Source organism: Caulobacter segnis (genome assembly GCF_019931575.1).
GTDB classification, from domain to species: domain Bacteria; phylum Pseudomonadota; class Alphaproteobacteria; order Caulobacterales; family Caulobacteraceae; genus Caulobacter; species Caulobacter segnis_C.
Genome location: NZ_CP082923.1, coordinates 1,666,813 through 1,687,236, shown reverse-complemented (window position 1 = coordinate 1,687,236; position 20,424 = coordinate 1,666,813). Strand labels below are relative to the sequence as shown.

At 68.8% G+C, this 20,424-nt stretch carries 25 protein-coding genes; 8 read left to right on the top strand and 17 right to left on the bottom strand.

From position 1 onward, the window contains the following. Positions 1 to 94: 94 nt before the first annotated feature. A complete protein-coding gene (locus K8940_RS07840; RefSeq protein ID WP_223394443.1) occupies positions 95 to 808 on the bottom strand; it encodes a squalene/phytoene synthase family protein in 714 nt (237 codons plus the stop codon). A 67-nt stretch (positions 809 to 875) separates the two neighbouring features. Next, the gene (locus K8940_RS07835; protein ID WP_223394441.1) at positions 876 to 1,490 is read right to left on the bottom strand and encodes a urate hydroxylase PuuD; all 615 of its coding nucleotides are present in this window, start codon (positions 1,488 to 1,490) and stop codon (positions 876 to 878) included. Between the two features lie 172 nt (positions 1,491 to 1,662). Here K8940_RS07835 and K8940_RS07830 point away from each other — a divergent pair, with 172 nt between their 5' ends. Beyond that, a complete protein-coding gene (locus K8940_RS07830; RefSeq protein WP_223394439.1) occupies positions 1,663 to 2,133 on the top strand; it encodes an SMI1/KNR4 family protein in 471 nt (156 codons plus the stop codon). A gap of 2 nt (positions 2,134 to 2,135) precedes the next feature. Here K8940_RS07830 and K8940_RS07825 read toward each other — a convergent pair whose 3' ends face one another. Genes K8940_RS07825 through yajC form a run of 4 tightly spaced genes read right to left on the bottom strand, consistent with a single transcriptional unit; the run spans position 2,136 to position 5,408 of the window. Beyond that, positions 2,136 to 2,489, bottom strand: coding sequence for an Mth938-like domain-containing protein (locus K8940_RS07825; protein ID WP_223394437.1), 354 nt, complete (start codon positions 2,487 to 2,489; stop codon positions 2,136 to 2,138). Beyond that, complete coding sequence (gene secF / locus K8940_RS07820; protein WP_223394435.1) at positions 2,489 to 3,436, bottom strand: protein translocase subunit SecF; 948 nt, start codon at positions 3,434 to 3,436, stop codon at positions 2,489 to 2,491. The genes K8940_RS07825 and secF overlap by 1 nt, the downstream gene beginning before the upstream one ends. Positions 3,437 to 3,447: 11 nt before the next feature. Further along, positions 3,448 to 5,049: a protein translocase subunit SecD gene (secD, locus tag K8940_RS07815; protein WP_223394433.1), complete on the bottom strand. Its 1,602-nt coding sequence runs from the start codon at positions 5,047 to 5,049 to the stop codon at positions 3,448 to 3,450. 53 nt (positions 5,050 to 5,102) lie between these two features. Further along, complete coding sequence (gene yajC / locus K8940_RS07810) at positions 5,103 to 5,408, bottom strand: preprotein translocase subunit YajC (protein ID WP_223394431.1); 306 nt, start codon at positions 5,406 to 5,408, stop codon at positions 5,103 to 5,105. A 119-nt stretch (positions 5,409 to 5,527) separates the two neighbouring features. Between yajC and K8940_RS07805 the strand changes: the two genes are divergently transcribed. The 5 genes from K8940_RS07805 (at position 5,528) to K8940_RS07785 (ending at position 8,695) form a co-directional block, all read left to right on the top strand. After that, positions 5,528 to 6,379, top strand: a complete 852-nt coding sequence (locus K8940_RS07805; protein WP_223394429.1) for an ATP-binding protein — start codon at positions 5,528 to 5,530, stop codon at positions 6,377 to 6,379. Between the two features lie 100 nt (positions 6,380 to 6,479). Then, positions 6,480 to 6,857: a VOC family protein gene (locus K8940_RS07800; RefSeq protein ID WP_223394427.1), complete on the top strand. Its 378-nt coding sequence runs from the start codon at positions 6,480 to 6,482 to the stop codon at positions 6,855 to 6,857. Further along, positions 6,854 to 7,600: an AraC family transcriptional regulator gene (locus tag K8940_RS07795; protein ID WP_223394425.1), complete on the top strand. Its 747-nt coding sequence runs from the start codon at positions 6,854 to 6,856 to the stop codon at positions 7,598 to 7,600. Before K8940_RS07800 ends, K8940_RS07795 begins: the two co-directional genes overlap by 4 nt. A 39-nt stretch (positions 7,601 to 7,639) precedes the next feature. Further along, positions 7,640 to 8,227, top strand: a complete 588-nt coding sequence (locus K8940_RS07790; RefSeq protein WP_223394423.1) for a helix-turn-helix domain-containing protein — start codon at positions 7,640 to 7,642, stop codon at positions 8,225 to 8,227. A gap of 3 nt (positions 8,228 to 8,230) precedes the next feature. Continuing rightward, positions 8,231 to 8,695: a GNAT family N-acetyltransferase gene (locus tag K8940_RS07785; RefSeq protein WP_223394421.1), complete on the top strand. Its 465-nt coding sequence runs from the start codon at positions 8,231 to 8,233 to the stop codon at positions 8,693 to 8,695. 59 nt (positions 8,696 to 8,754) lie between these two features. On the opposite strand, the gene K8940_RS07780 is transcribed toward K8940_RS07785, so the two are convergent. From K8940_RS07780 to serS, 4 genes are all read right to left on the bottom strand, one after another. After that, on the bottom strand, positions 8,755 to 10,623 hold the full coding sequence (locus K8940_RS07780; RefSeq protein ID WP_223394419.1) for a LysM peptidoglycan-binding domain-containing protein: 1,869 nt from the start codon (positions 10,621 to 10,623) through the stop codon (positions 8,755 to 8,757). A gap of 92 nt (positions 10,624 to 10,715) precedes the next feature. Beyond that, complete coding sequence (locus tag K8940_RS07775) at positions 10,716 to 11,384, bottom strand: protein-L-isoaspartate(D-aspartate) O-methyltransferase (RefSeq protein ID WP_223394417.1); 669 nt, start codon at positions 11,382 to 11,384, stop codon at positions 10,716 to 10,718. Further along, complete coding sequence (gene surE / locus K8940_RS07770) at positions 11,381 to 12,172, bottom strand: 5'/3'-nucleotidase SurE (RefSeq protein ID WP_223394415.1); 792 nt, start codon at positions 12,170 to 12,172, stop codon at positions 11,381 to 11,383. The genes K8940_RS07775 and surE overlap by 4 nt, the downstream gene beginning before the upstream one ends. Next, positions 12,169 to 13,464, bottom strand: coding sequence for a serine--tRNA ligase (gene serS, locus K8940_RS07765; RefSeq protein ID WP_223394413.1), 1,296 nt, complete (start codon positions 13,462 to 13,464; stop codon positions 12,169 to 12,171). The genes surE and serS overlap by 4 nt, the downstream gene beginning before the upstream one ends. 369 nt (positions 13,465 to 13,833) lie before the next feature. Between serS and K8940_RS07760 the strand changes: the two genes are divergently transcribed. Further along, positions 13,834 to 14,289: a hypothetical protein gene (locus K8940_RS07760; protein ID WP_223394411.1), complete on the top strand. Its 456-nt coding sequence runs from the start codon at positions 13,834 to 13,836 to the stop codon at positions 14,287 to 14,289. Positions 14,290 to 14,410: 121 nt separating this feature from the next. On the opposite strand, the gene tatC is transcribed toward K8940_RS07760, so the two are convergent. The 3 genes from tatC to tatA form a co-directional block, all read right to left on the bottom strand. Next, complete coding sequence (gene tatC / locus K8940_RS07755; RefSeq protein ID WP_223394409.1) at positions 14,411 to 15,319, bottom strand: twin-arginine translocase subunit TatC; 909 nt, start codon at positions 15,317 to 15,319, stop codon at positions 14,411 to 14,413. Then, on the bottom strand, positions 15,316 to 15,936 hold the full coding sequence (gene tatB / locus K8940_RS07750) for a Sec-independent protein translocase protein TatB (RefSeq protein WP_223394407.1): 621 nt from the start codon (positions 15,934 to 15,936) through the stop codon (positions 15,316 to 15,318). Before tatB ends, tatC begins: the two co-directional genes overlap by 4 nt. Positions 15,937 to 16,025: 89 nt before the next feature. After that, positions 16,026 to 16,250: a twin-arginine translocase TatA/TatE family subunit gene (gene tatA, locus K8940_RS07745; protein ID WP_223394406.1), complete on the bottom strand. Its 225-nt coding sequence runs from the start codon at positions 16,248 to 16,250 to the stop codon at positions 16,026 to 16,028. A 272-nt stretch (positions 16,251 to 16,522) separates the two neighbouring features. On the opposite strand from tatA, the gene K8940_RS07740 reads away from it, so the two are divergent. After that, positions 16,523 to 16,834, top strand: coding sequence for a hypothetical protein (locus tag K8940_RS07740; RefSeq protein WP_223394404.1), 312 nt, complete (start codon positions 16,523 to 16,525; stop codon positions 16,832 to 16,834). A 177-nt stretch (positions 16,835 to 17,011) separates the two neighbouring features. On the opposite strand, the gene scpB is transcribed toward K8940_RS07740, so the two are convergent. The 4 genes from scpB to K8940_RS07720 are packed head-to-tail and all read right to left on the bottom strand — an operon-like array spanning position 17,012 to position 20,356. Then, complete coding sequence (gene scpB / locus K8940_RS07735) at positions 17,012 to 17,686, bottom strand: SMC-Scp complex subunit ScpB (RefSeq protein ID WP_223394402.1); 675 nt, start codon at positions 17,684 to 17,686, stop codon at positions 17,012 to 17,014. Continuing rightward, positions 17,683 to 18,507: a segregation and condensation protein A gene (locus tag K8940_RS07730; protein ID WP_223394400.1), complete on the bottom strand. Its 825-nt coding sequence runs from the start codon at positions 18,505 to 18,507 to the stop codon at positions 17,683 to 17,685. Before K8940_RS07730 ends, scpB begins: the two co-directional genes overlap by 4 nt. Further along, complete coding sequence (gene nagZ / locus K8940_RS07725; protein ID WP_223394398.1) at positions 18,504 to 19,544, bottom strand: beta-N-acetylhexosaminidase; 1,041 nt, start codon at positions 19,542 to 19,544, stop codon at positions 18,504 to 18,506. Before nagZ ends, K8940_RS07730 begins: the two co-directional genes overlap by 4 nt. Beyond that, positions 19,541 to 20,356, bottom strand: a complete 816-nt coding sequence (locus K8940_RS07720; protein WP_223394396.1) for an SPOR domain-containing protein — start codon at positions 20,354 to 20,356, stop codon at positions 19,541 to 19,543. Before K8940_RS07720 ends, nagZ begins: the two co-directional genes overlap by 4 nt. Between the last annotated feature and the right edge of the window lie 68 nt (positions 20,357 to 20,424).

Here is a 20,424-nt window from a genome sequence, read left to right as displayed (position 1 = left end):
CGAGGTTGGATCTTAGTCACCGCCTCGCCATAGCCCGAGAGTCAGCTTGGGTCCCCGCTTTCGCGGGGATGAGCGGTGTTGGAGTATGGGCGAGCTACAGCCTTCCGGTCGCCACCGCGAACGTCAGCCGCGCCTTCTTCTCCAGCTCGCCCATCTCGCGGCCGCCGACATAGGCGCGCGCCAGGGCCGCCGGGGCCACGGCCGGGAAGGCCGCCACCGGCAGCCCCCTCACCTCGCCTCGCGCGGCCTTCAGCTGCGCCTCGACACGGCGCTTCAGGTCGGCCTGCGTCCAGTCCGCCGGCAGTCGGTCGCGGCCCGCCTGCTTCAGCCGCCACAGGCCCGATAGCCCCCAGGCCCGCGCCGCGCCCTTGACCGCGTGCGGGTCGGCGCTCGCGTCCAGCCGCCGGGCGGCCAGCACCGCCAGCGCCCCGGCCGTGCCGTCGACATAGGCCAGCACCGCCGCCTCGTCCCTCAGGGGGCCCTCGTCCAGGTCGGTGAAGCGGGCGTCGGCCAGGGTCGCCAAGACGTTCGGATCGAGGCCCGAGGCGGCCAGCGCCTCGACATTGGGATGCTTGCGCGGGGTCTTGCCGGCCGCGATCTCTTCCATGGCCTCGCGCCACCAGGTCAGGCGGATCTCGCCCATCAGGGCGTTGGAGACCCCGCCGGCCACCCGGGCCAGCTCGTAGTTCATGGCGTAGAGCGCGATGACGTCGGCCCGGGCGGCGGCGTCGCCGATGAACCGGCTGGCCAGCCAGCGGTCGGGATCGACGCGGCGGACGAGGTCGTCGAGGGTTTCGGTGTCGGCCATGGTCTCGAAACGAAGAAGGCCCGCCGGATCGCGGCGGGCCCTCCCCTTACACCAATTTTCTCCGGCGTCAGCCGAACAGCGTCTGGTTCATCGCCATGGTCGCCAGCATCGGGATGCTGAGCAGGGTGTTGGTGCGCGAGAACAGCATCGCCGTCTTGGCCGCCTTGGCCTTGGCGTCGGCGTCGGCCTCGACCAGGCCCAGGGCGATCTTCTGGTTCGGCCAGATGAAGACCCAGACGTTGAAGAACATCACCGTGGCCAGCCACATGCCGGTGCCGATGAAGGTGAAGCCCATGTCGACGCCGGGCGTATAGCCGCCGGCAAGGCCCAGGGTCGCCGCTTCCAGCAGGTAGCCGCGGCTGAACGCCAGGATCACGCCCATCACCCAGGTGGCCAGGGCCGCCCAGCGGAACCAGAACAGCGCTTCGGGCGCGATGTACTTGCTGACCGCCGGCTTCAGCTCGGCCGGGATCTGCGGCATCACCCGGATCTGCACGAAGTTGAAATAGTACAGCAGCCCGATCCACAGGATGCCGAACCAGACGTGCAGCAGGCGGAAGATGGCCTGGAAGTAGCTGCTGTCATGGCCGTGCGGGCTGTGCCCGTAGCCGATGACGATCACCAGCGCCAGGATGACGCTGACGATGATGGTGTTGCGGAAGTTCGAAAGCAGTCCAGACATCGGTTTCCCCCTCGGATCCCTATTGCTTGGGCGCGACCATAGGACTGTTCGGGGGAGTCGGCAAAGTTCCGGGAAACGGGGGTCTTCCAAGGCGACTCGAGGCTGTTGCGGCCTCGGCTAAAGCGGTGTGGTTTACCGTCCGGCTTCTACGCCGCGAAGATGGGAGCGTCGCTTGTCCCTTGAACAGTTCACCGGAAAGTGGACCCACCCGGACTATCCGCCGGAAAAGGTCGCAGAGCCCGACCTGGACGCCGTCGAAGCGCGGTTCGGCTTCATGCTACCACCGGACTACCGGCAGGCGGTCCTGGCGTACGGCCTCCCTCGGCCGGGCATCGCCCTGCTCGACGGCATACTCGCGGCCAACGCGGACTTCGCCGACGTGTCGGGCTTCTTCAATCCCGAGGAGATAATCCGGCTGACCGACGATTGGCGGGGCGGCGGCATGCCGGACCATCTTGTGGCTTTCGCCAACGATTGCGGCGGCAACCTTTTCTGCTTCGACTCCCGTCCCGGTGCGGACCGATCGGCCGTATGGTTCTGGGATCATGACGATGGCAGCGTGACGGTCGCCGCCGACAGCTTCACGGCCTGGATCGAGCGATATACGGCCATCGAGCCCGCCCCTGAGGGCTGGGAGCCTTAGTCTTAGACCGCGATCAGCGCCGCCGCCATCCGGCGGCCCTCGCTGGCCAGGACGTTATAGGTGCGGGCGGCGGCCTCGGTGCTCATGAACTCCAGGCCCACGCCCGCGGCCTTCAGCGCGTCGCGCACGGGACGCGGCGGCAGGGCGTTGACGAGGCCCGTGCCCAGCAGGATGAACTCCACCGCCGCGCCGGCCGCGAGGACCTCGGCGAAGTCCTCGGGCTTGAGGTCGGCCAGGGCCGTCACATGCCAGTCGCGCGGCTGGTCGTCGAGGACCAGCAGCGAGCCGGGCCGCCAGTCGCCGGCGACCCGAAAGCCGCCGCCGCCCCAGGCGTCGATGGACGGCGGCTGCCGCATCAGGGCCGCGAGGCCGCGCCGAGCTTGATCGGCGTGGCTTCCTCGTCGCCGCGCTTGACGCCCCAGATCAGGATCATCGGCAGGGCGATATAGATCGACGAATAGGTGCCGATGACGATGCCGAAGATCATGGTGGTGACCAGCGGCTTCAGCACGGGACCGCCGAACAGCAGCGTGCCGCCCAAGGCCAGCAGGGCCGTGGAGCCGGTGATGATCGTCCGCGACAGACGCTCGTTTTCCGACAGGTCGATGATGTCGCGCAGCGGGGTCGTCTTGTACTTGCGCAGGTTCTCTTTCAGACGGTCGAAGGTGATGACCTTCTCGTTCATCGAGTAGCCGATGACCGTCAGCAGGGCCGCGATCTCGGTCATCGAGAACTCGATGCGCGTCACCGAGAGCAGGCCCAGGGTCAGGACGATGTCGTGGATCACGGCCACGACGGCGCCTGTGCCGTACGACAGGCCGAAACGGAACCAGATGTAGCCGAGGGTCAGCAGCAGGGCGACGCCCAGGGCCTTGAAGCCGGACATCAGCAGCTCGCCCGAGACCTTGGCGCCCACTTCCGAGCGGCTGGTCACCTTAAGGTCCGGGAAGCGCTTCACCAGCTCGGCCTCGACCTGCTTGGAGGCGGCGCTGGCCGACTCGCCCTTGGCGGGCAGGAACTTGACCATCGCCGTGTTCGGCTCGCCGAAGCCCTGGACCTGGCCGTCATGGGCGCCGATCTCGTCCAGCGTCGTGCGCAGCTGCGCCAGCGGCGCCGGGCGGGACATGGCGATCTCCAGCGAGACGCCGCCCTTGAAGTCGATGCCCAGGTTCAGGCCTTGCAGGAACAGCGAGGCGATCGCCCCGACGATCAGGATCGCCGAGAGGACGGCCGCGACGGGCGCCCAGCGCACGAACTGGTAGTGGGTCGAGCGCGGGATGTAGCGAATGAGGGGCCAACGCATGGTCGGGTCTCCTATGCGATCGGCAGCTGCTTCGGCTTCGTGGTCTTGAACCACCAGCCGATGAGCACTTGAGTGATGAAGATGGCGGTGAACAGCGACGTGAACACGCCGATCACCAGGGTCCAGGCGAAGCCCTTCACCGGGCCCGAGCCGAAGCTGAACATGATCAGGCCCGAGATCAGGCTGGTGATGTTGGCGTCCAGGATCGAGGTCAGGGCCAGGCGATAGCCGTGGTCGGCCGCCGCCATGGGCGTCCTGCCCGCATTGGCCTCGTCGCGCATGCGCTCATAGATCAGCACGTTGGCGTCGACGGCGACAGCCAGGGTCAGGATCAGACCGGCGATGCCCGGGAAGGTCAGGGTCGCCTGGGTCATCGACATGATGCCGATGATCAGCAGCACGTTGACGACCAGGGCGATGGCCGCGAAACCGCCGAACAGGCCGTAGGCCAGGATCACGAACACGAACATGGCCGCCGCGCCGATGGCCAGCGAGATCGAGCCGGCCTTGACGGCGTCGGCGCCGAGCTCGGCGGTCACGGTGCGCTGGTCTTCCACGTTCAGCGGCGCGGGCAGAGCGCCCGAGCGCAGCAGCAGCGACAGCTCGTTGGCGCTGTCGACCGTGAAGTTGCCGGTGATGATGCCGGTGCCGCCGGTGATCGCGCCGTTGATCACGGGCGCCGAGATCACCTTCTTGTCGAGGACGATGGCGAACTTCTTGCCGACGTTGCGGGCCGTGGCGTCGCCGAACTTGCGGGCGCCCACGCCGTTGAAGGTGAACTGCACGACCGGGTGGCCGGTCTGCGGGTCGAACTGCTGCTGGGCGTTGGTCAGTTCCTCGCCCGAGACCAGGGCGCGCTTCTTGAGCACGTAGTACGGGGAGTACGCGTCCTCGCTCTGCAGCACTTCCGAGCCGGGCGGGATGCGGCCGGCCTGGACGTCTTCCGGCGTCACCGTCTCGTCGACCATCTGGAAGGTCAGCTTGGCGGTCTTGCCGATGACGCTGCGCAGCTTCTCCGGATCGCTCTCGCCGGGCGCCTGGATCATGATCCGGTTGTCGCCCTGGCGGTTGATCGAGGGCTCCTTGGTGCCCAGGCTGTCGATCCGGCGACGGATGGTCTCGATCGACTGCTCGACGGCCTTGGCCGCGTCGGCGCGGATGGCTTCCGGCACGTAGCGGATCTCGATGCGCTGGTCGCCCTTGCTCGAGATCGAGACGTCCTTGCCGCCGATCACGCCGGTCATCGGCGCGCCGATGTTCTTGCGCAGCAGGTTCAGGGCGTCGTTGTAGCGCGAGGCGTCACCGATGCGGACGCTGACCACTTCCCCCTGCTGAACCAGCTCGCCGAACGGGATCTGCTCGTTGCGCAGCTGGGTGCGAACGTCTTCCACCAGGTTCGACAGGCGCTCGCGGTGCAGGGCGTCGGTGTCGACCTCGTACAGCAGATACGAACCGCCTTGCAGGTCGAGGCCGAGATTCAGCTTCTGGTGCGGCAGCCAGCTGGGCATGGCGTCCAACGTCTTCTGCGGAAGCACGTTGGGCAGGGAGAACAGAATGCCGAAGATCACCGACAGGGTTACGGCGATGATCTTCCAGCGGGAAAGGGTCAGCATGGATCGGGACTTTTCAGGCGGCGCCAAAAACGCCTAGCGAACGGGTTAGCGCCTTAGTTCTTGGCGTCGTTGGCGGCGGCCGGCTCGCCCTTGGCGCGGACCTCGGTGATCATGCCCTTCACGACCTTCACCGTGACGCCCTGGGCGATCTCGACGCCCACTTCCTTGTCTTCGACGCGCACGATCTTGCCCAGCACGCCCGACGAAAGCACGACGCTGTCGCCGCGCTTCAGGTTGGAGAGCATGTTCTGGTGCTCCTTGGCGCGCTTCTGCTGGGGACGGATCAGCATGAAGTAGAACAGCACGACCATCAGGAGGATGGGCGCGATCTGGATAATCTGAGCGTTCAGGTTGTTCATAGGGACTCCGAGAATTCCGTAAGGCGCGCCGCCTTTAGATAGGGTCGCGCCAAGTCGGCGGAAGCTATGCGTTCGCCTCCCCTTTTGCAATGCAAGCGCACCCGGTATGCAGCGTGCCCATGACTGACGCGATCTCGTCCTCCACTGGGCCCCTGCTCGCCCGCATCGCCGACGCCCTGGAACGCCTGGCGCCGCCGCCCCCGCCCGCTCCGGACTTCGGGGCCGCGCGCCTCTTCCGGCACGAGCCCCGGGACGGCGCCTTCGTCCCCGCGCCGGACTATCCGCTGCCGCTGGATTCGCTGGTCGGGATCGATCGCCAGAAAACGCGCTTCGTCGAGAACCTGCGCCGCTTCGCCGTGGGGCTGCCCTGCAACCACGTGCTGCTGTGGGGCGTGCGCGGCACGGGCAAGAGCTCGGTGACCAAGGCCGCCTTCGTCGCCCTGGCCCGTGAATTCCCCGACCTGAAGCTGATCGAGGTCGATCGCGACGAGGTTGCGGCCCTGCCGCCGCTGTTCGACCTGCTGCGCGCCCGGTCCGAGCGCTTCGTGGTGCTCTGCGACGATCTCTCCTTCGAGGACGGCGCCGCGGCCGCCAAGGCCCTGAAGTCCGCGCTGGAGGGCGGCGTCTCGGGTCCGCCCGAGAACGTCCTGTTCGTCGCCACCTCGAACCGCCGCCACCTGATGCCGCGCGACCACGTCGAGCGCCAGGGCGCCATCGCCGCCGCCGAGAACGCCGAGGAGGAGATGAGCGTCTCCGACCGCTTCGGCCTGTGGATCGGCTTCCCGCCGATGGATCAGGACACCTACCTGGCCGCCATCCGGGGCTATGTCGAGCAGTTCGGGCTCTCGGCGCCCGACCTGGAGCGGCGCGCCCTGCAGTGGTCGACCCAGCGCGGGGCCCGCTCGGGCCGCGTGGCCTGGCAGTTCGTGCGCGACCTGGCGGGCGAACTGGGCGTCAAGCTGCCCGCCTGACCGTAATGTGGCGCGTAGTCGTCGGATTTTGGCGTTTGACCTGAAGCGCGCCAGCGCAAGCCGCGCTTAACTGGGCTCCTCGCGACCCCAGGAGAGCGCCATGCCCGCGACGTTCAGACATTTCGCCATCAACGCCGACGACACCGCCCGCGCCAGGCGCTTCTACGAAGGCGTGTTCGGCTGGCGCTTCGACCCGTGGGGGCCGCCGGACTTCTACCAGGTCAAGAACGCCGGCCAGGGCCTGCTGGGCGCCCTGCAGGGCCGGCGCGAACTGGTCCCGGGCGTCCGCATGGCCGGCTACGAGGCCAGCTTCGGCGTCGAGGACCTGAAGGCGACCATCGCCGCCATCGAGGCCGGCGGCGGCAAGATCGTCATGCCGCCCTATCGCATCGAGGGCGTCGGCGAGCTGATCTATTTCGAGGACACCGAGGGCAATCTGGTCGGGGCCATGCAGTACGACCCCGGGGTGTTCGATTGACCTCGGGCGGCGACGGCTTCGACGTCCGCACCTACGCAGCGGGACTGCACGCCGGGACCGTGCTGCCCGCCCACGCCCATGGCTGGGGTCAGCTGATCTTCGCCGCCTCGGGCGTCATGCAGGTGATCACCGAGGACGCCGCCTGGACCGTGCCGCCGACCCGGGCCATCTGGGCTCCCGCCGGCGTGCGCCACGCCATCGTCGCCCGTGGCGAGGTGGCCATGCGCACGCTCTATATCGACCGGCCGCGCGCCGATCCCCTGCCCGCCCAGCCGCGCGTGATCGCCGTCGCGCCGCTGCTGCGCGAGCTGATCCTGCACATCCTGTCGGTCGGCATGCTGACTCCAGATCGCCCCGAGCACGACCGCCTGGCGGGCCTGCTGGTCGACCTGCTGCTGGCGGCGCGGACCGAGGACCTGGCGCTGCCCCTGCCCCGCGATCCTCGCGCCCTGCGGCTGGCCGAGGCCTGGCGCGAAAGCCCCGCCGACGCCCGCGACCTCGCCGAAGCCGCCCGCGCCGCCGGCGCCAGCCTGCGGACGCTGCAGCGCCTCTTCCCGCGCGAGACCGGCCTGACCCTGGAGGCCTGGCGGCAGAAGGCTCGGCTGGTCCACGCCGTGGTGCGCCTCTCGGCCGGGGCCAGCGTCACCGAGGCGGCCCTGGACTGCGGCTACCAGAGCCAGGCGGCCTTCAGCGAGGCCTTCGTCCGGCAGTTCGGCGTGTCGCCGGGGCGGTTCAAGCGATAGGGCTTGCGCCACGATCAAATTCGAGAATATTTCTCGATTATGAGATTCTCAACCGATCCCGCGCCCTCGGACGCCTCCGACCTGGCCCTGGCCGGGCGCCTCGAGGCGCTGCGTCATGAGCGCGGCCTGTCGCTGGACACCGCCGCCAGCCTGACGGGCCTCAGCCGCGCCACCATCTCGCGGATCGAGCGCGGCGAGACCAGCCCGACCGCCAACGCCCTGGGCCGGCTGTGCGGCGCCTATGGCCTGACCATGTCGCGGCTGATGGCGGCCGTCGAGGAAAACAGCCCTCGCCTGCTGCGCGGGGCCGAGGCCGCCCGCTGGCGCGATCCCGAGAGCGGCTATCTGCGCACCCTGATCGCGCCGCCGAACGTGGACTACGCCACCGAGCTGGCGCTGGGCGATCTGCCGGCTGGGGCCGAGATCCACTATGACGGCCGCCAGGCGCCGGGGCGCGAGCAGTTCTTCTACCTGCTGGAAGGCGCGCTCAGCCTGGACGTCGAGGGCGAGACCTACGCGCTGACGCCCGGCGACTGCCTGCGCCACCGGGGTGTCGACGCCACCCGCATCGGCAATCCGGGCGCCGTCCCAGCCCGCTACCTGATCATCAACAGCACGACGACCTGAGCCATGACCGCGTTCCGCATCGTTCCCGGCGACTTCGACGACGCCCGGGTCGCCGCCCTGCTGGCCGGCCACTTCGCCGCCATGCGCTCGACCGGGCCTGAAGAGAGCTGCCACGTCATGCCGCTGAACGCCATGCGCGAGGCCGACCTCGACTTCTTCGCCGCCTGGGACGGCGAGACCCTGGCAGGCGTCGGCGCGGTCAAGCGGCTGGGCGGCGGGCACGGCGAGATCAAGTCCATGCACACGGCCGCCGCCTATCGCCGCCGGGGCGTGGGTCAGGCGACGCTGGACCACCTGGTGGCCCACGCCGTCGCCCTGGGCCTGACCCGCCTGAGCCTGGAGACCGGGGCCGGCGACTTCTTCGTCCCAGCCCGGGCGATGTACGCCCGCAACGGCTTCTCGGAATGCGAACCGTTCGGCGACTACAGGCCCGACCCGAACAGCGTCTTCATGACCCGGGCGCTCTGAACGGAAAACGGCCCGCCTCTCTCGAAGCGGGCCGTCCCGAATGCAGCGGCGCGGAAACCTTAGCGCGGCAGCACCAGGCCCGGATCGACCGGCTTGGCCTTGTCCTTGACCGTCGGTGCGTAACGCATCTCGAAGTGCAGCTTGGTCTCGTTGGCCCCGCCGGTGGCGCCGACGGCGCCCAGCGGTTCGCCCTGGCGCACGTCCTGCTGCATCTTGACGTTGATGCTGGAGAGGTGGGCGTAGGCGGTGACCCAGCCGTCGGCGTGCTTGACCAGCACGAGGTTGCCGAAGCTCGGCACCTGGTTGCCGGCATAGGCCACCTTGCCGTCGGCGGCCGACAGCACCGGCGTGCCCTGCGGCGCGCGGATGTCCAGGCCGTCGTTGCGCTGTCCCGGACCGTTGGAGCCGAAGCCGGAGATGATCTCGCCGCGCACCGGCCAGGCGAACTTGCCCTTGCCCGAAGCGATGATCTCGGCCTCGGTCGGGGCGGCGCTGCTCTCGATGATCGGGCGCGTGGCCGACGGCGGCGGGGTGACAGGCTGGGCGGCGACGGGCGCGCTGGGACGCGGATAGCTGTTGCCGCTGGGCGTGTAGGGCACGGGGCCGGACGGCGTGCTGGGCGTCGGCGCGGGGCGCGGGGTCGGCGTCTCGGCCCGGGCGTAGGTGTTCGACGGCTCGGACGGACGGGCCGCCGTGGTCGTGGTCCTGATGGGGCCCCTGTCCTTGTAGCCGTCCGGCAGGACGATCTTCTGGCCCTTCTTGACCGAGGCCGTGGAGCGCAGGTTGTTCTCGGCCGCCAGCGACCGGACGCTGACGTTGAAGCGCTTGGCGATGTCGCCCAGGGTGTCGCCGCTCTGGGCGACATAGGCCTTGTTGGTGGTCGCCGGCCCCCGGATCTTGGCCCCCGGACGCAGGGTCTTCTTGGTGCTCAGGTCGTTGGCGTCGGCCAGTTCGCTGACGCTCATGTCGAACTTGCGGGCGATCGAGGTCAGGGTGTCGCCCGACTTCACCGTGTGGACCTGGCGCGGCCCGGCCACCGAGACGACGGATCCGGTCACGCTCAGCGTGGTGGTGCTGACGGTGGCGGGCTCCTCGTCGATCGGCGCGGGGCGGGTGGACGCCCTCGGACGCGTCGTGGTCTGAGCGGGCGTCTCGTCCGCCACGACCGTCGAAGACCCCGGCGCCCCCGGAACCACCGTGGTGGTCTTGATCGGACCCTTGTCCTTGTAGCCGTCCGGCAGGACCAGCTTCTGACCCTTGCGGATCGCCGAGCCAGTCTTCAGATCGTTCTCGTCGGCCAGGGCCGCGGCGGTGACGTTGAAGCGCTTGGCGATGGCGAAGATGGTGTCGCCGGTCTGGACGACATAGGCCTTCTGCTCGCTGGCGGGGCCGTTGATCTTCTGGCCCAGACGCAGGGTCTGGCCCTTCTTGATGTCGTTGTCCTTGGCCAGGTCGTTGACGTTGACGCCGAAGCGCTTGGCGATCGAGGTCAGGGTGTCGCCGGACTTCACGACATGCACCTGCGGCTTGCCCGCCGCGTCGACCACCGGACCGGTGACGCTGGTGGTGACCACGGTCCTGGGCGGAACCGCGCGCAGCACGGGCTGCGGCGCGGGGGCCGGGCGCGGCGCCGGCGCGGGCGGCAGCTCAGAACGGGTCACCGGCGGCAGGGACTGGGTCGGGATCGGCTGGGCCGGCGGCAAGGCCTCGGCGGCGTCGGTTTCGGTCGCGGGCGCCGTGGCCTGGGGCGCGGACTGGGATTGGCTGGCCGGGCCCTGGCTGATCGGGAAGTTCGGCGTCGGCATGCTGCGCGGCGGCGGCGCGGTCTGGCCTTCGCGCGCCGGATACTGCGGCGCCTCGGTAGCACAAGCGGAGAGCGTTCCAGCCGTCAGGGCGATCACCGCCGCTTGCGTCCACAACTGCCTCATAACGTCTCCTTTCCCGCCGGGGCCACCAGAGGGCTCCGCCAGGGTGAATCAATCTTTAACACCGAAGGACACGGAAGCCGCGCCCTCCAAACTCACTGGTCCTTGGCGACGCCGGCCAGCAGGGGCACGAAGCGCACGTCGCACAGGATCTCGACCCGGAAGCCCCCTTTGCCGTCGCCGGCGTAGCGGCGAAGGCTCTGCACTGGCCCCTTGCCCACCGGCGCGACCAGCACGCCGTTGGGTTTCAGCTGCGAAAGCAGCTTCTTGGGATCATCTTCGGCCGCAGCCGTGACCATAATGCGGTCGAACGGCGCCTGTTCGGCCCAACCTTCGCCGCCGTCGCCGAACTTGGTGATGACGTTGGTCAGGCCCAGCTTGTGGAAGCGCCCCTCGGCCTCCTTCATCAGCGTCCGGTAGCGCTCGATCGTGTAGACGAGGCGCGAGACCTTGCTGAGGATCGTGGTCTGGTAGCCCGAGCCCGTGCCGATCTCCAGCACGCGCGCGCGCGGCTCGACGGTCAGGGCCTGGGTCATCAGGCCGACGATGAACGGCTGGCTGATGGTCTGGCCGCAGGCGATCGGCAGGGCCGAGTCCTCCCACGAGCGGTCCTTGAACAGGTCGGGCGTGAACAGGTCGCGCGGCGTGGTCTCGATGGCCTTCAGCACCTGAGGATCGGTCACCCCCTGGTCGCGCAGGGCCTGCATCAGGCGCGGCAGGTCGGCCTTGGCGTTCTCGGCGGCCTTGGTCGTCCGTCCGCTCATGCGTCCTTCACCTTGGGCGGAGCGCCTCCCAGCACGCCCTTCAACGCGTGGACGGTCTCATGGTGCGTCAGGTCGATGTGCAGCGGCGTGACCGAGATGCGGCCCTCGTAGATGGCGCGCAGGTCGGTGCCCTCGGCCGGCTCCGACGCCTTGGCCGAGAAGCCCATCCAGTAGTAGTCGCGGCCGCGCAGGTCGGTGCGCTTTTCCATGTTGCGCAGCAGGCCGTCGCGGAAACCTTGGCGGGTGACCTCGACCTCGGTGACCTTCTCGGGCGCCAGAGCCGGGAAGTTGACGTTCATCACCACGTCGGCGGGCCAGCCCACCTCCAGCAGGCGGCGGACGATGCCGGGGCCGAAATGCTCGGCCGTCTCCCAGTGGGCGACGATCTCCTCGTGGAAGAAGGTCATGGTCTGCGACAGGGCGATCGACGGGATGCCGTGGGCCATGCCCTCGATCGCGCCGGCCACGGTGCCCGACAGGGTCACGTCCTCGGCGAGGTTCTGGCCGCGATTGACGCCCGACAGCACCAGATCCGGCTGGGGACCGTCGATCAGCTGCTGCACGGCCATCATCACGCAGTCGGTCGGCGTGCCCTCGACGGCGAAGCGGCGGGCGTCCAGCTTCCGCACGCGGATCGGGTCAGACAGGGTCAGGGCCCGGCTGGCCCCCGACTGCTCGTATTCCGGCGCGCAGATCCAGACGTCGTCGCTCAGGGCGCGGGCGATCGTCTCCAGGGCCTTCAGGCCCGGCGCGTTGATGCCGTCGTCGTTGGTGAGGAGGATCCTCACGCAGCGCCCCCGATGTGCGTCACGCCGCCCATATAGGGCTGCAGCGCGGCCGGGATGTGGATGCGGCCGGCCTCGTCCTGGTAGTTCTCCAGCACGGCCACCAGGGTGCGGCCGACGGCCAAGCCCGAGCCGTTCAGGGTGTGGACGAAGTGGCCGCCCTTCTCGCCGGTCTTGCGGTAGCGGGCCTCCATGCGGCGGGCCTGGAAGTCGCCGCAGTTCGAGCACGAGCTGATCTCGCGATACATGTCTTGCGACGGCAGCCAGACCTCGAGGTCGTAGGTCTTGCGGGCGCCGAAGCCCATGTCGCCGGTGCACAGCAGCATGGTGCGGAACGGCAGCTCCAGCTTCTTCAGCACGGCCTCGGCGCACTCGACCATGCGCTCATGCTCGGCGTCCGACTGGTCGGGCGTGGTGATCGAAACCAGCTCGACCTTGTAGAACTGGTGCTGGCGGATCATGCCGCGCGTGTCCCGGCCTGCCGAACCGGCCTCGGCGCGGAACGACGGCGTCAGGGCCGTCAGGCGCATTGGCAGCTCTTCCTCGGCCACCAGCTGCTCGCGGACGATGTTGGTCAGCGAAACCTCGGCGGTCGGGATCAGCCAGCGCTCGTCGGTGGTGTGGAACAGGTCATCGGCGAACTTCGGCAGCTGGCCGGTGCCGAACAGCGCCTCGTCGCGCACCAGCAGCGGCGGGCTGATCTCGGTGTAGCCGTGCTCGACCGTCTGCAGGTCCAGCATGAACTGGCCGATCGCGCGCTCCAGGCGGGCGATCTCCTTCTTGAGCACCACGAAGCGCGCGCCGCTCATGCGGGCGGCGGCTTCGAAGTCCATGCCGCCGAGGGCCGCGCCCAGGTCGACGTGGTCCTTGGGCGCGTTCAGCTTGCCGGCCGGCAGAGCCTTGGCGTCGCCCCAGCTGCGCTGCTCGACATTGCCGTGCTCGTCCTCGCCCGCCGGAACCTCCGGCGCGGGCATGTTCGGCAGGCTGGCCAGCAGGTCCTTCAGCTTGCCGCCGACGAGGCCTTCCTCTTCGGCGGCGGTCGCCATGACGCCTTTCAGCGCCTCGACCTCGGCCATCAGGCGGGCAGCCTCGGCCTCGTCCTTCTTGGCCTTGGCCATACCGATCAGCTTCGAGCTCTCGTTGCGCTTGGCCTGGGCTTCCTGCAGCGCCGTCTGGGCCGCGCGCAGCTGGGCGTCAAGCTTGACGGCCTCGGCGGCCGCGCCCGACCGCCCCTTGGCCGACCAGTGGCGGTCGAAAGCTTCGGGATTGTCGCGGATGGCCTTGATGTCGTGCATCGAACGCTAGCTCGGGAGAGGTAGGAGAAACGCCCTCTCTAAGGCGCGTCGGCGGGGGCGCCAAGCTTTCCGGACGGCCCGCCGGGCTCTCCACGGCTTCGTGATCCCGAGCGGGGGAGCGATCGCCAGCGTCGCATTGCTCGAAATCGGCGAAATTCGAACGGTGCGACCGGATCACGAGGGTCGAAAAGGCGCCTTATTGCCCGCCTAGAGGCCAAACGACACGAAATACCCAACTGTTAACGGCGATTAGGCGCGCTTCCACACGCGGGCTTAATCCCGATGACGGAAAAGCCGCGCCCAATTCAGTACGCGTCCTTTTCAGCGGCCATCCAGGCCCTCCCCGATATAGACAGGACTACCCAAACCATGAAGACGTTCGCCGCTTTCGCCGCCCTCGCCATCGCCGCCGCTGTCGCCGTTCCGGCCAGCGCCAAGACCGCCGCCGAAGTGCGCGTCTCGATCTCGGGCAAGAACTCGGTTCAGATCGAAAACGAGCTGAAGTCGGCCGCCGCCTCGGTCTGCGCCGGCAATGGCGGCCAGGACTGCATCGACGGCGCCCTGATGAGCGCCCACCGCCAGCTGGCCTCGATCCTGCGCACCCGTGAAGCCGGCAAGGCTCCGGCCACCGACACCGTCTCGGTCGTCCGCATCTCGCTGAAGGGCAAGACCCGCGACCAGATCCACGCCGAAATCCGCACGGCCGCCGCCACGGTCTGCCGCGCCCAGCCGAACTTCAGCGTCGTCAGCTACCAGGCCTGCGTGACCGACACGGTCCGCGCCGCCAAGGCCCAGCTGCAAGCCCGCATCGGCGACGCCGCCTAAACCAAACATCAGAGCGCGGCGGACGCCACGCTCTGGACTTTCACTCGCGTATTTGAGTGGAACGAAGGGCTCCGCGGCTCAAGCCGCGGGGCCTTTTTCCTTGCCCGCAACGTGGGAGACGTCAGACCGCCACGACGTCCGTGCCGGCTTCCTCGTCCTCTTCCCGCTTGCGGCGGCGCTCGATCAGCCACACGCACCAGATCGAGACCTCATAGAGCAGGCACAGCGGCACGGCCAAGGTGATCTGGCTGATGGGATCCGGCGGGGTGACGATGGCCGCCACCACGAAGACGGCGACGATGGCGTAGCGACGGCCCGCGCGCAGCATCTTGGAATCGACCAGTCCCGCCAGGCCGGCCAGCGACAGCACCACCGGCAGCTGGAAGCTGAGCCCGAAGGCCAGAAGCAGGGTGGTGACCAGGGTCAGGTATTCCGACACCCGGGTTTGCAGCACGACCTTCACGCCCTCGCCGACGATCTGCTGGCTCAGCGAGAACCACAGCACGAACGGCAGCATCACGTAGTAGACCAGCGACGCGCCCATCAAGAACAGCAGCGGCGAGGCGATCAGGAACGGCAGGAAGGCGTTGCGCTCCTTCTTGTACAGGCCCGGCGCGACGAAGCGGTACAGCTGCCAGGCGATGATCGGGAAGGCCAGGATGATGGCCCCGAACGCCGCCAGCTTGATGTTGGTGAAGAACTGCTCCAGCGGCGCGGTGGCCTGCAGGGTGATGTCGGCCAGCGAGGCGGCCGGAACCTTCTTGATACCGACCAGGGCCAGCAGCAGGTCGAAAGAGCCGTGATGGCCGCCGGCGTCCTGCACGGCCTTCAGCCCCTCGGCCACCGTGAACGGGCGGACCAGGAACAGGAAGATCGGCTTGACGAAGGCGAAGCAGATCCCGAACGCCACGGCGATCGCCGCGACACAGATGATCAGGCGCGTGCGCAGCTCGATCAGGTGGTCCAGCAGGGGCGCGCGCGAGGATTCGATCTCGTCCTCGGTGTCGTATCCGATGGTCTTGTCGTTCACGAGACGATGTCCGAAGCGGTCGAGCCGGCCTTGGCCGCGCGCTTACGCGGCGCCGGCTTGGCCTTGGGGGTCTCGACGGTAATGTCCTTGTTTCCAGCCGCCTTCTTGCGCGGGGCCTTGGCCGGCTCGACGAGCGTGGGCTCGGCCGCGGCGACCGTCTTCTTGCGCGGCGCGCGCTTGGGCTTCTCGACGATTTCCGCCTTCGGCTCGGGCGCCGTGTCCACGGGGGGCAGGATCGAATTGTCGGTGGTCAGCGCCGGATTGTGGATCTCGCCGCCGGCATAGGGATGCATCTGGGTCGCGCCGCTGGACAGCGAGGCGTCGATGTCGGCGAAGACCTGGTCCACGCCCACATCCTTGGCCGCGTCGGCGGCTTCCTGCACGGGATTGGCGAACTGGCCCGAGCGCATGGCCTGGACCTCGCGGCGCAGCTCGTCCAGTTCGGACTGGCGCGCCATCTCGTCGAAGCTGGCCCGGAACTCCGAGGCCATGCCGCGCATGCGCGCGACGAACTGGCCGAGCTTTCGCAGGAGAACGGGCAGGTCCTTGGGTCCGACCACGATCAGGGCGACGGCGGCGATGACAAGGAGTTCTGTGCCGCCGATATCAGGAAGCATGGACGCGCCTTAGAGCGGCGGAGCGCGAAGGCCCCCCGCGTGGTTGGATCGTCGCGCGCGGAGAACCCCTCCCCGCGCGCCTCAAAGCCTTACGACTTGCGAAGCTCTTCGGCTTCCTGCTCGGTGCGCGGCAGCGAGCCCTTGGCCTTGTTGTCGGCGACTTCCGTGCTGACGTCATCCTTCAGGCCGTCCTTGAACGCCCGGATGCCCTTGGCCGCGTCACCCATGATGCCCGACAGCTTGCCGCGGCCGCCGAACAGCAGCAGCACGACGACGGCGACGATGATCCAGTGAATAGGACCGAAACTTCCCATAACCGAGACTCCTTGCGACAGCGCCAGATAGCCGCTGCGACGCGTCGTTACAACATGTCGGAGAATATAGGCGCTCGCGGGGCCGCCGACCATCGTTCGCCCATGAGGCGACAGGTTGCGTGAGCGGCGGCAAGTTCTGCTCGGTCAAGTTGACCGCCTGGTGAAGCTTCCCCGGATCCCTTGCGCCACAAGCCTTTGAAAAGTCGCGCTTAGCTTGGCTGGCGCGCTTCTTGCCAGGATGTCGCACCCTTTGAGTTCGGGAGCGCGTCCGCATGTCGATTTCCGCGATCGGTTCTTCCTCGGTCTACAGCCCCTATGGCGGTGTCGGCGCCTCGACGTCCTCGCCGGTCGGCGAGACCTCGGCCAAGGACGAGTTCCTCAAGTTCCAGGCCATGACCCCGGCCCAGAAGATGCGGGCCATGATGCTGGCCAAGCTGGGCGTCACCGAGGAGCAGCTGAAGGCGATGTCGCCCGAAGAGCGCAAGAAGGTCGAGGACAAGCTCAAGGACATGATCAAGCAGCAGGTCCAGAACGATCCCGACAAGAAGGGTCAGAAGGGCCTGGTGGCGGATATCCTGGCCTAGGTTCAGCCAAGCTCTGTTAGCTCGGTATTCCAACCACCGCTCATCCCCGCGAAAGCGGGGACCCAAGCCGAGTCAGAGGATTGGTCGCGGCTTTACCAGCCCCCCCGCGCCGCTTGGGTCCCCGCTTTCGCGGGGATGAGCGGATGAGGAGGACCGCGCTATTTGCTGAAAATCAGCCTAGCCGTCCGCCTTCTCCGGCTCGCCCAGGAAGTCCTGGGCGAATTCCGGCGTCTCGCCGTCTTCCAGGTCCAGCGGATCCTCGTCCTCGCTGGCGCGCAGCCCCAGCGGATCGGGCACGTTGAAGCCCGGCGGCAGGTTCATTTCCAGGAGGCCGGCGGCCTTCATCTCGGCGATGCCGGGCAGGTCGCCCAGGTTGGCCAGGCCGTAGTGCTCCAGGAACGCGTCCGTCGTCCCGAACGTCACCGGCCGGCCCGGCGTGCGCCGGCGGCCGCGCATGCGGATCAGGCCCAGCTCCAGCAGCACGTCGATCGTGCCCCGGCTGGCCTGCACGCCCCGCACCGCCTCGATCTCGGCCCGGGTCACGGGCTGATGGTAGGCGACGATGGCCAGAGTCTCCTGGGCGGCCTTGGACAGGCGGCGCGGCTCTTCCCGCTCTTCCGTCATCAGGAACGACAGGTCGTTGGCGGTCTGGAAGCGCCAGCGCCCGGCCACGCAGGCCAGCTCGATCCCCCTGCCCTCGTAGCGCAGGCGCAGGGCCTCGAGGGCGGCGGCGATGTCCGCGCCCTCGGGGAGGCGCTTGGCCAGGTCGACGTCGCTGAGCGGTTCGGCCGCCGCGAACAGCAGGGCCTCAATGCAGCGCTCGACGAAGAGGGGTTCGAGTTCGACGGTCATTCGGTGATTTCCAGCGGCTCGGCCCGAGTCCGCAAGTAGATGTCCTTGAAGTGCTCCAGCTGGCGCGCCTCTAGGACGCCCTCCTTCACCAGCTCCAGCGACGCCGACAGGGTCGAGGCCAGGTACGAGGCCGGCGTGGGGCCGTCCTCCTCCTCCAGCACCCGTTCGATCGGGGCGATGGTCGACAGGACCGTCCAGTCCTCCATCTTCGGCAGCAGGCTGCGCAGGCGGTCGCGGGCGTCTTCCAGCGGATAGGCGGTCGGCGGACGCGGGGCGTAGTGGCGGCTGTGCTCGCGCTTGCGCTGCTCGATATAGGCGCTCATCAGGCCGTAGAGGTCGCCCTCCAGCCGGGTCGAGGAAACGATCTTCACCGCCTCGGGGTCGCCGCGCATGAAGACGTCGCGGCCCAGGATCGGCCGGTCCTTCAGGGCCTCGACGGCCTTGCGCATCACGTCCAGCTTGGCCAGGCGGAAGGCCAGCTGCGCGGCCATCTCCTCGGCCGGCGGCTCCTCGGCCTTGGCGCGCTCGGGCTTGGGCAGCAGCAGGCGCGACTTCAGGTAGGCCAGCCAGGCGGCCATGACGAGATAATCGGCCGCCAGGGCGAAGCGCACGCGGCGGGCCTGCTGCACGAACGCCAGGTATTGCTCGGCCAGGCGCGTGATCGACAGCTGCAGCAGGTCGACCTTCTGGCTGCGAGCCAGCGCCAACAGGACGTGCAGCGGGCCTTCGTAGCCGTCGATGTCGATGACGAGCGCGGCGCCGTCCTCGGCCGCCTCGTTGGCGGCCTCGAAGTCGAATGTGGGCTGGAAGCCCGTGCTCAAGCGTACTTGCCGTCGAAGGCGGCGTCGAAGCGCGCCCTGGCCTCGGCCACGTCGAAGGGCTCCGGAACCCTGACCAGGCGGCCCATCACGGCCTGGGCCCGGCGGCGCGCCTCCTTGCCCATCCGGCCGACGCCAGACATCACGGCCTTCATCTCGGCCATGTCGCCATTGCAGTGCAGGACGACGTCGCAGCCGGCCGACAGGCTGTCCTTGGCGCGCTGCTTGAAGTCGCCCGACAGCGCCTTCATCGACAGGTCGTCGCTCATCAGGAGACCGTCGAAGCCGATGGACTCGCGAATGATCTTCTTGATGGCCTTCTTCGAGGTCGTGGCCGGGTTCTTGCGGTCGATGGCCGTGTAGACGACGTGGGCCGTCATCGCCATCGGCATGTCGGACAGCACCCGGAACGGCGCGAAGTCGCGGGCGTCCAGCTCGGCCAGCTTGGCCTTGACCACCGGCAGTTCCAGATGGCTGTCGCTCAGGGCGCGGCCGTGGCCGGGAATGTGCTTGATGATCGGCAGGACGCCGCCGGCCAGCAGGCCTTCGGCCGCCGCGCGGCCCAGGCTCGCCACCTGCTCGGGCGTGTCGCCATAGGCGCGGTCGCCGATGATCTCGTGAGCCTTGGGGTCCGGCACGTCCAGCACCGGCACGCAGTCGACATTGATGCCGAGCGACAGCAGGTCATGGGCGATGAGGCGCGCGCCCAGGCGGGTGATCTCGCGGGCGACCAGCGGGTCATTGGCGACCAGCTCGCCATAGGCGCGGCCCGGCGGATAGGTCCGCCAGTGCGGCGGCTGCAGGCGGGCGACGCGGCCGCCCTCCTGGTCGATCAGGATCGGCGCGTCCGGCCGCCCGACGGTCTCGCGCAGCGCGGCGGTCAGGGCGCGGACCTGGTTGGGGTCGGCGATGTTGCGCTTGAAGAGGATGAAGCCCCAGGGCTTCACGTCCCTGAAGAAGGCGACCTCTTCGGCCGTCAGCGTGGTCCCGGCGCAGCCGAGGATGGCGGCGGATGAAGAGGCGCCCATCAGCAGGCTCATTTGACGAAGCAGGACTTGCCCGAGGCCGAGATCGCCTCGCAGAAGGCCTTGGCGGCCTCGCGGCTGGCGAAGCCCGTGACCGAGGTGCGGTAGAGGGTCGAGCCGTTCTTGTCGATCGCCTCGACCTTCTTGCCCTTGCCGGCGGCCAGGCCGGGAGCCAGGCGCGTGGCTTCGGTCCAGGCCTTGTCGGCCAGGGCGGGCGACGAGAGCGCGCCGATCTGCACCGAGGCCGGCCCCGTGGCCCCCGAAACAGAACTCGGGGCGACAGGCTTGGTCGCGACGGGCGCCGGCGTGGCGGCGGCGACCTGAACCGGCTTGGGCTGAGCGGCGACAGGCTTCTGGTTGGCGGCGGTGGCCAGGGACTCGATGGTGGGCGCCGGCTTGGCGGCCGGGGGAGCCGTCGGCGCGGGCGCGGCGGCCGGCAGGGCGGCGGTCTGGACCGGCGCGGTGGGCAGCGGAATCGCCGGACGCGCCTGCGGCTCTTCCGGCGGCGCGGCGAAGGTGGCCGACGGCTGGGCCTCGTCGCTGTGATAGATCTGCAGGCCCGCGGCGGGATCCTGGGGCTGGCTGCCGGCCGGCGGCGGGGTCTTCATCTGGGCGACCTCGGTCCCGACCGCCTGCGGCGGCTCGTTCGGACCGCGAACGCCGCCGCGATAGATCATGACGACGGCGACGACCAGCGTCACCAGCACCACCGCGCTGATGATCAGGGTCATGGGCAGCGGGCGCGCGCCCCGCACGGGCTGACGCGCGTCGAAGGACAGCGGCGCGTCGGTGGGCGGCGTATAGGCCCCGCGGTGCGGATCGGACATCTCAGGCAGGCTCCAGATACTCTTAAAGCCCCAAACAGGGGACGCACGGATCGAACGATCGAATCAGA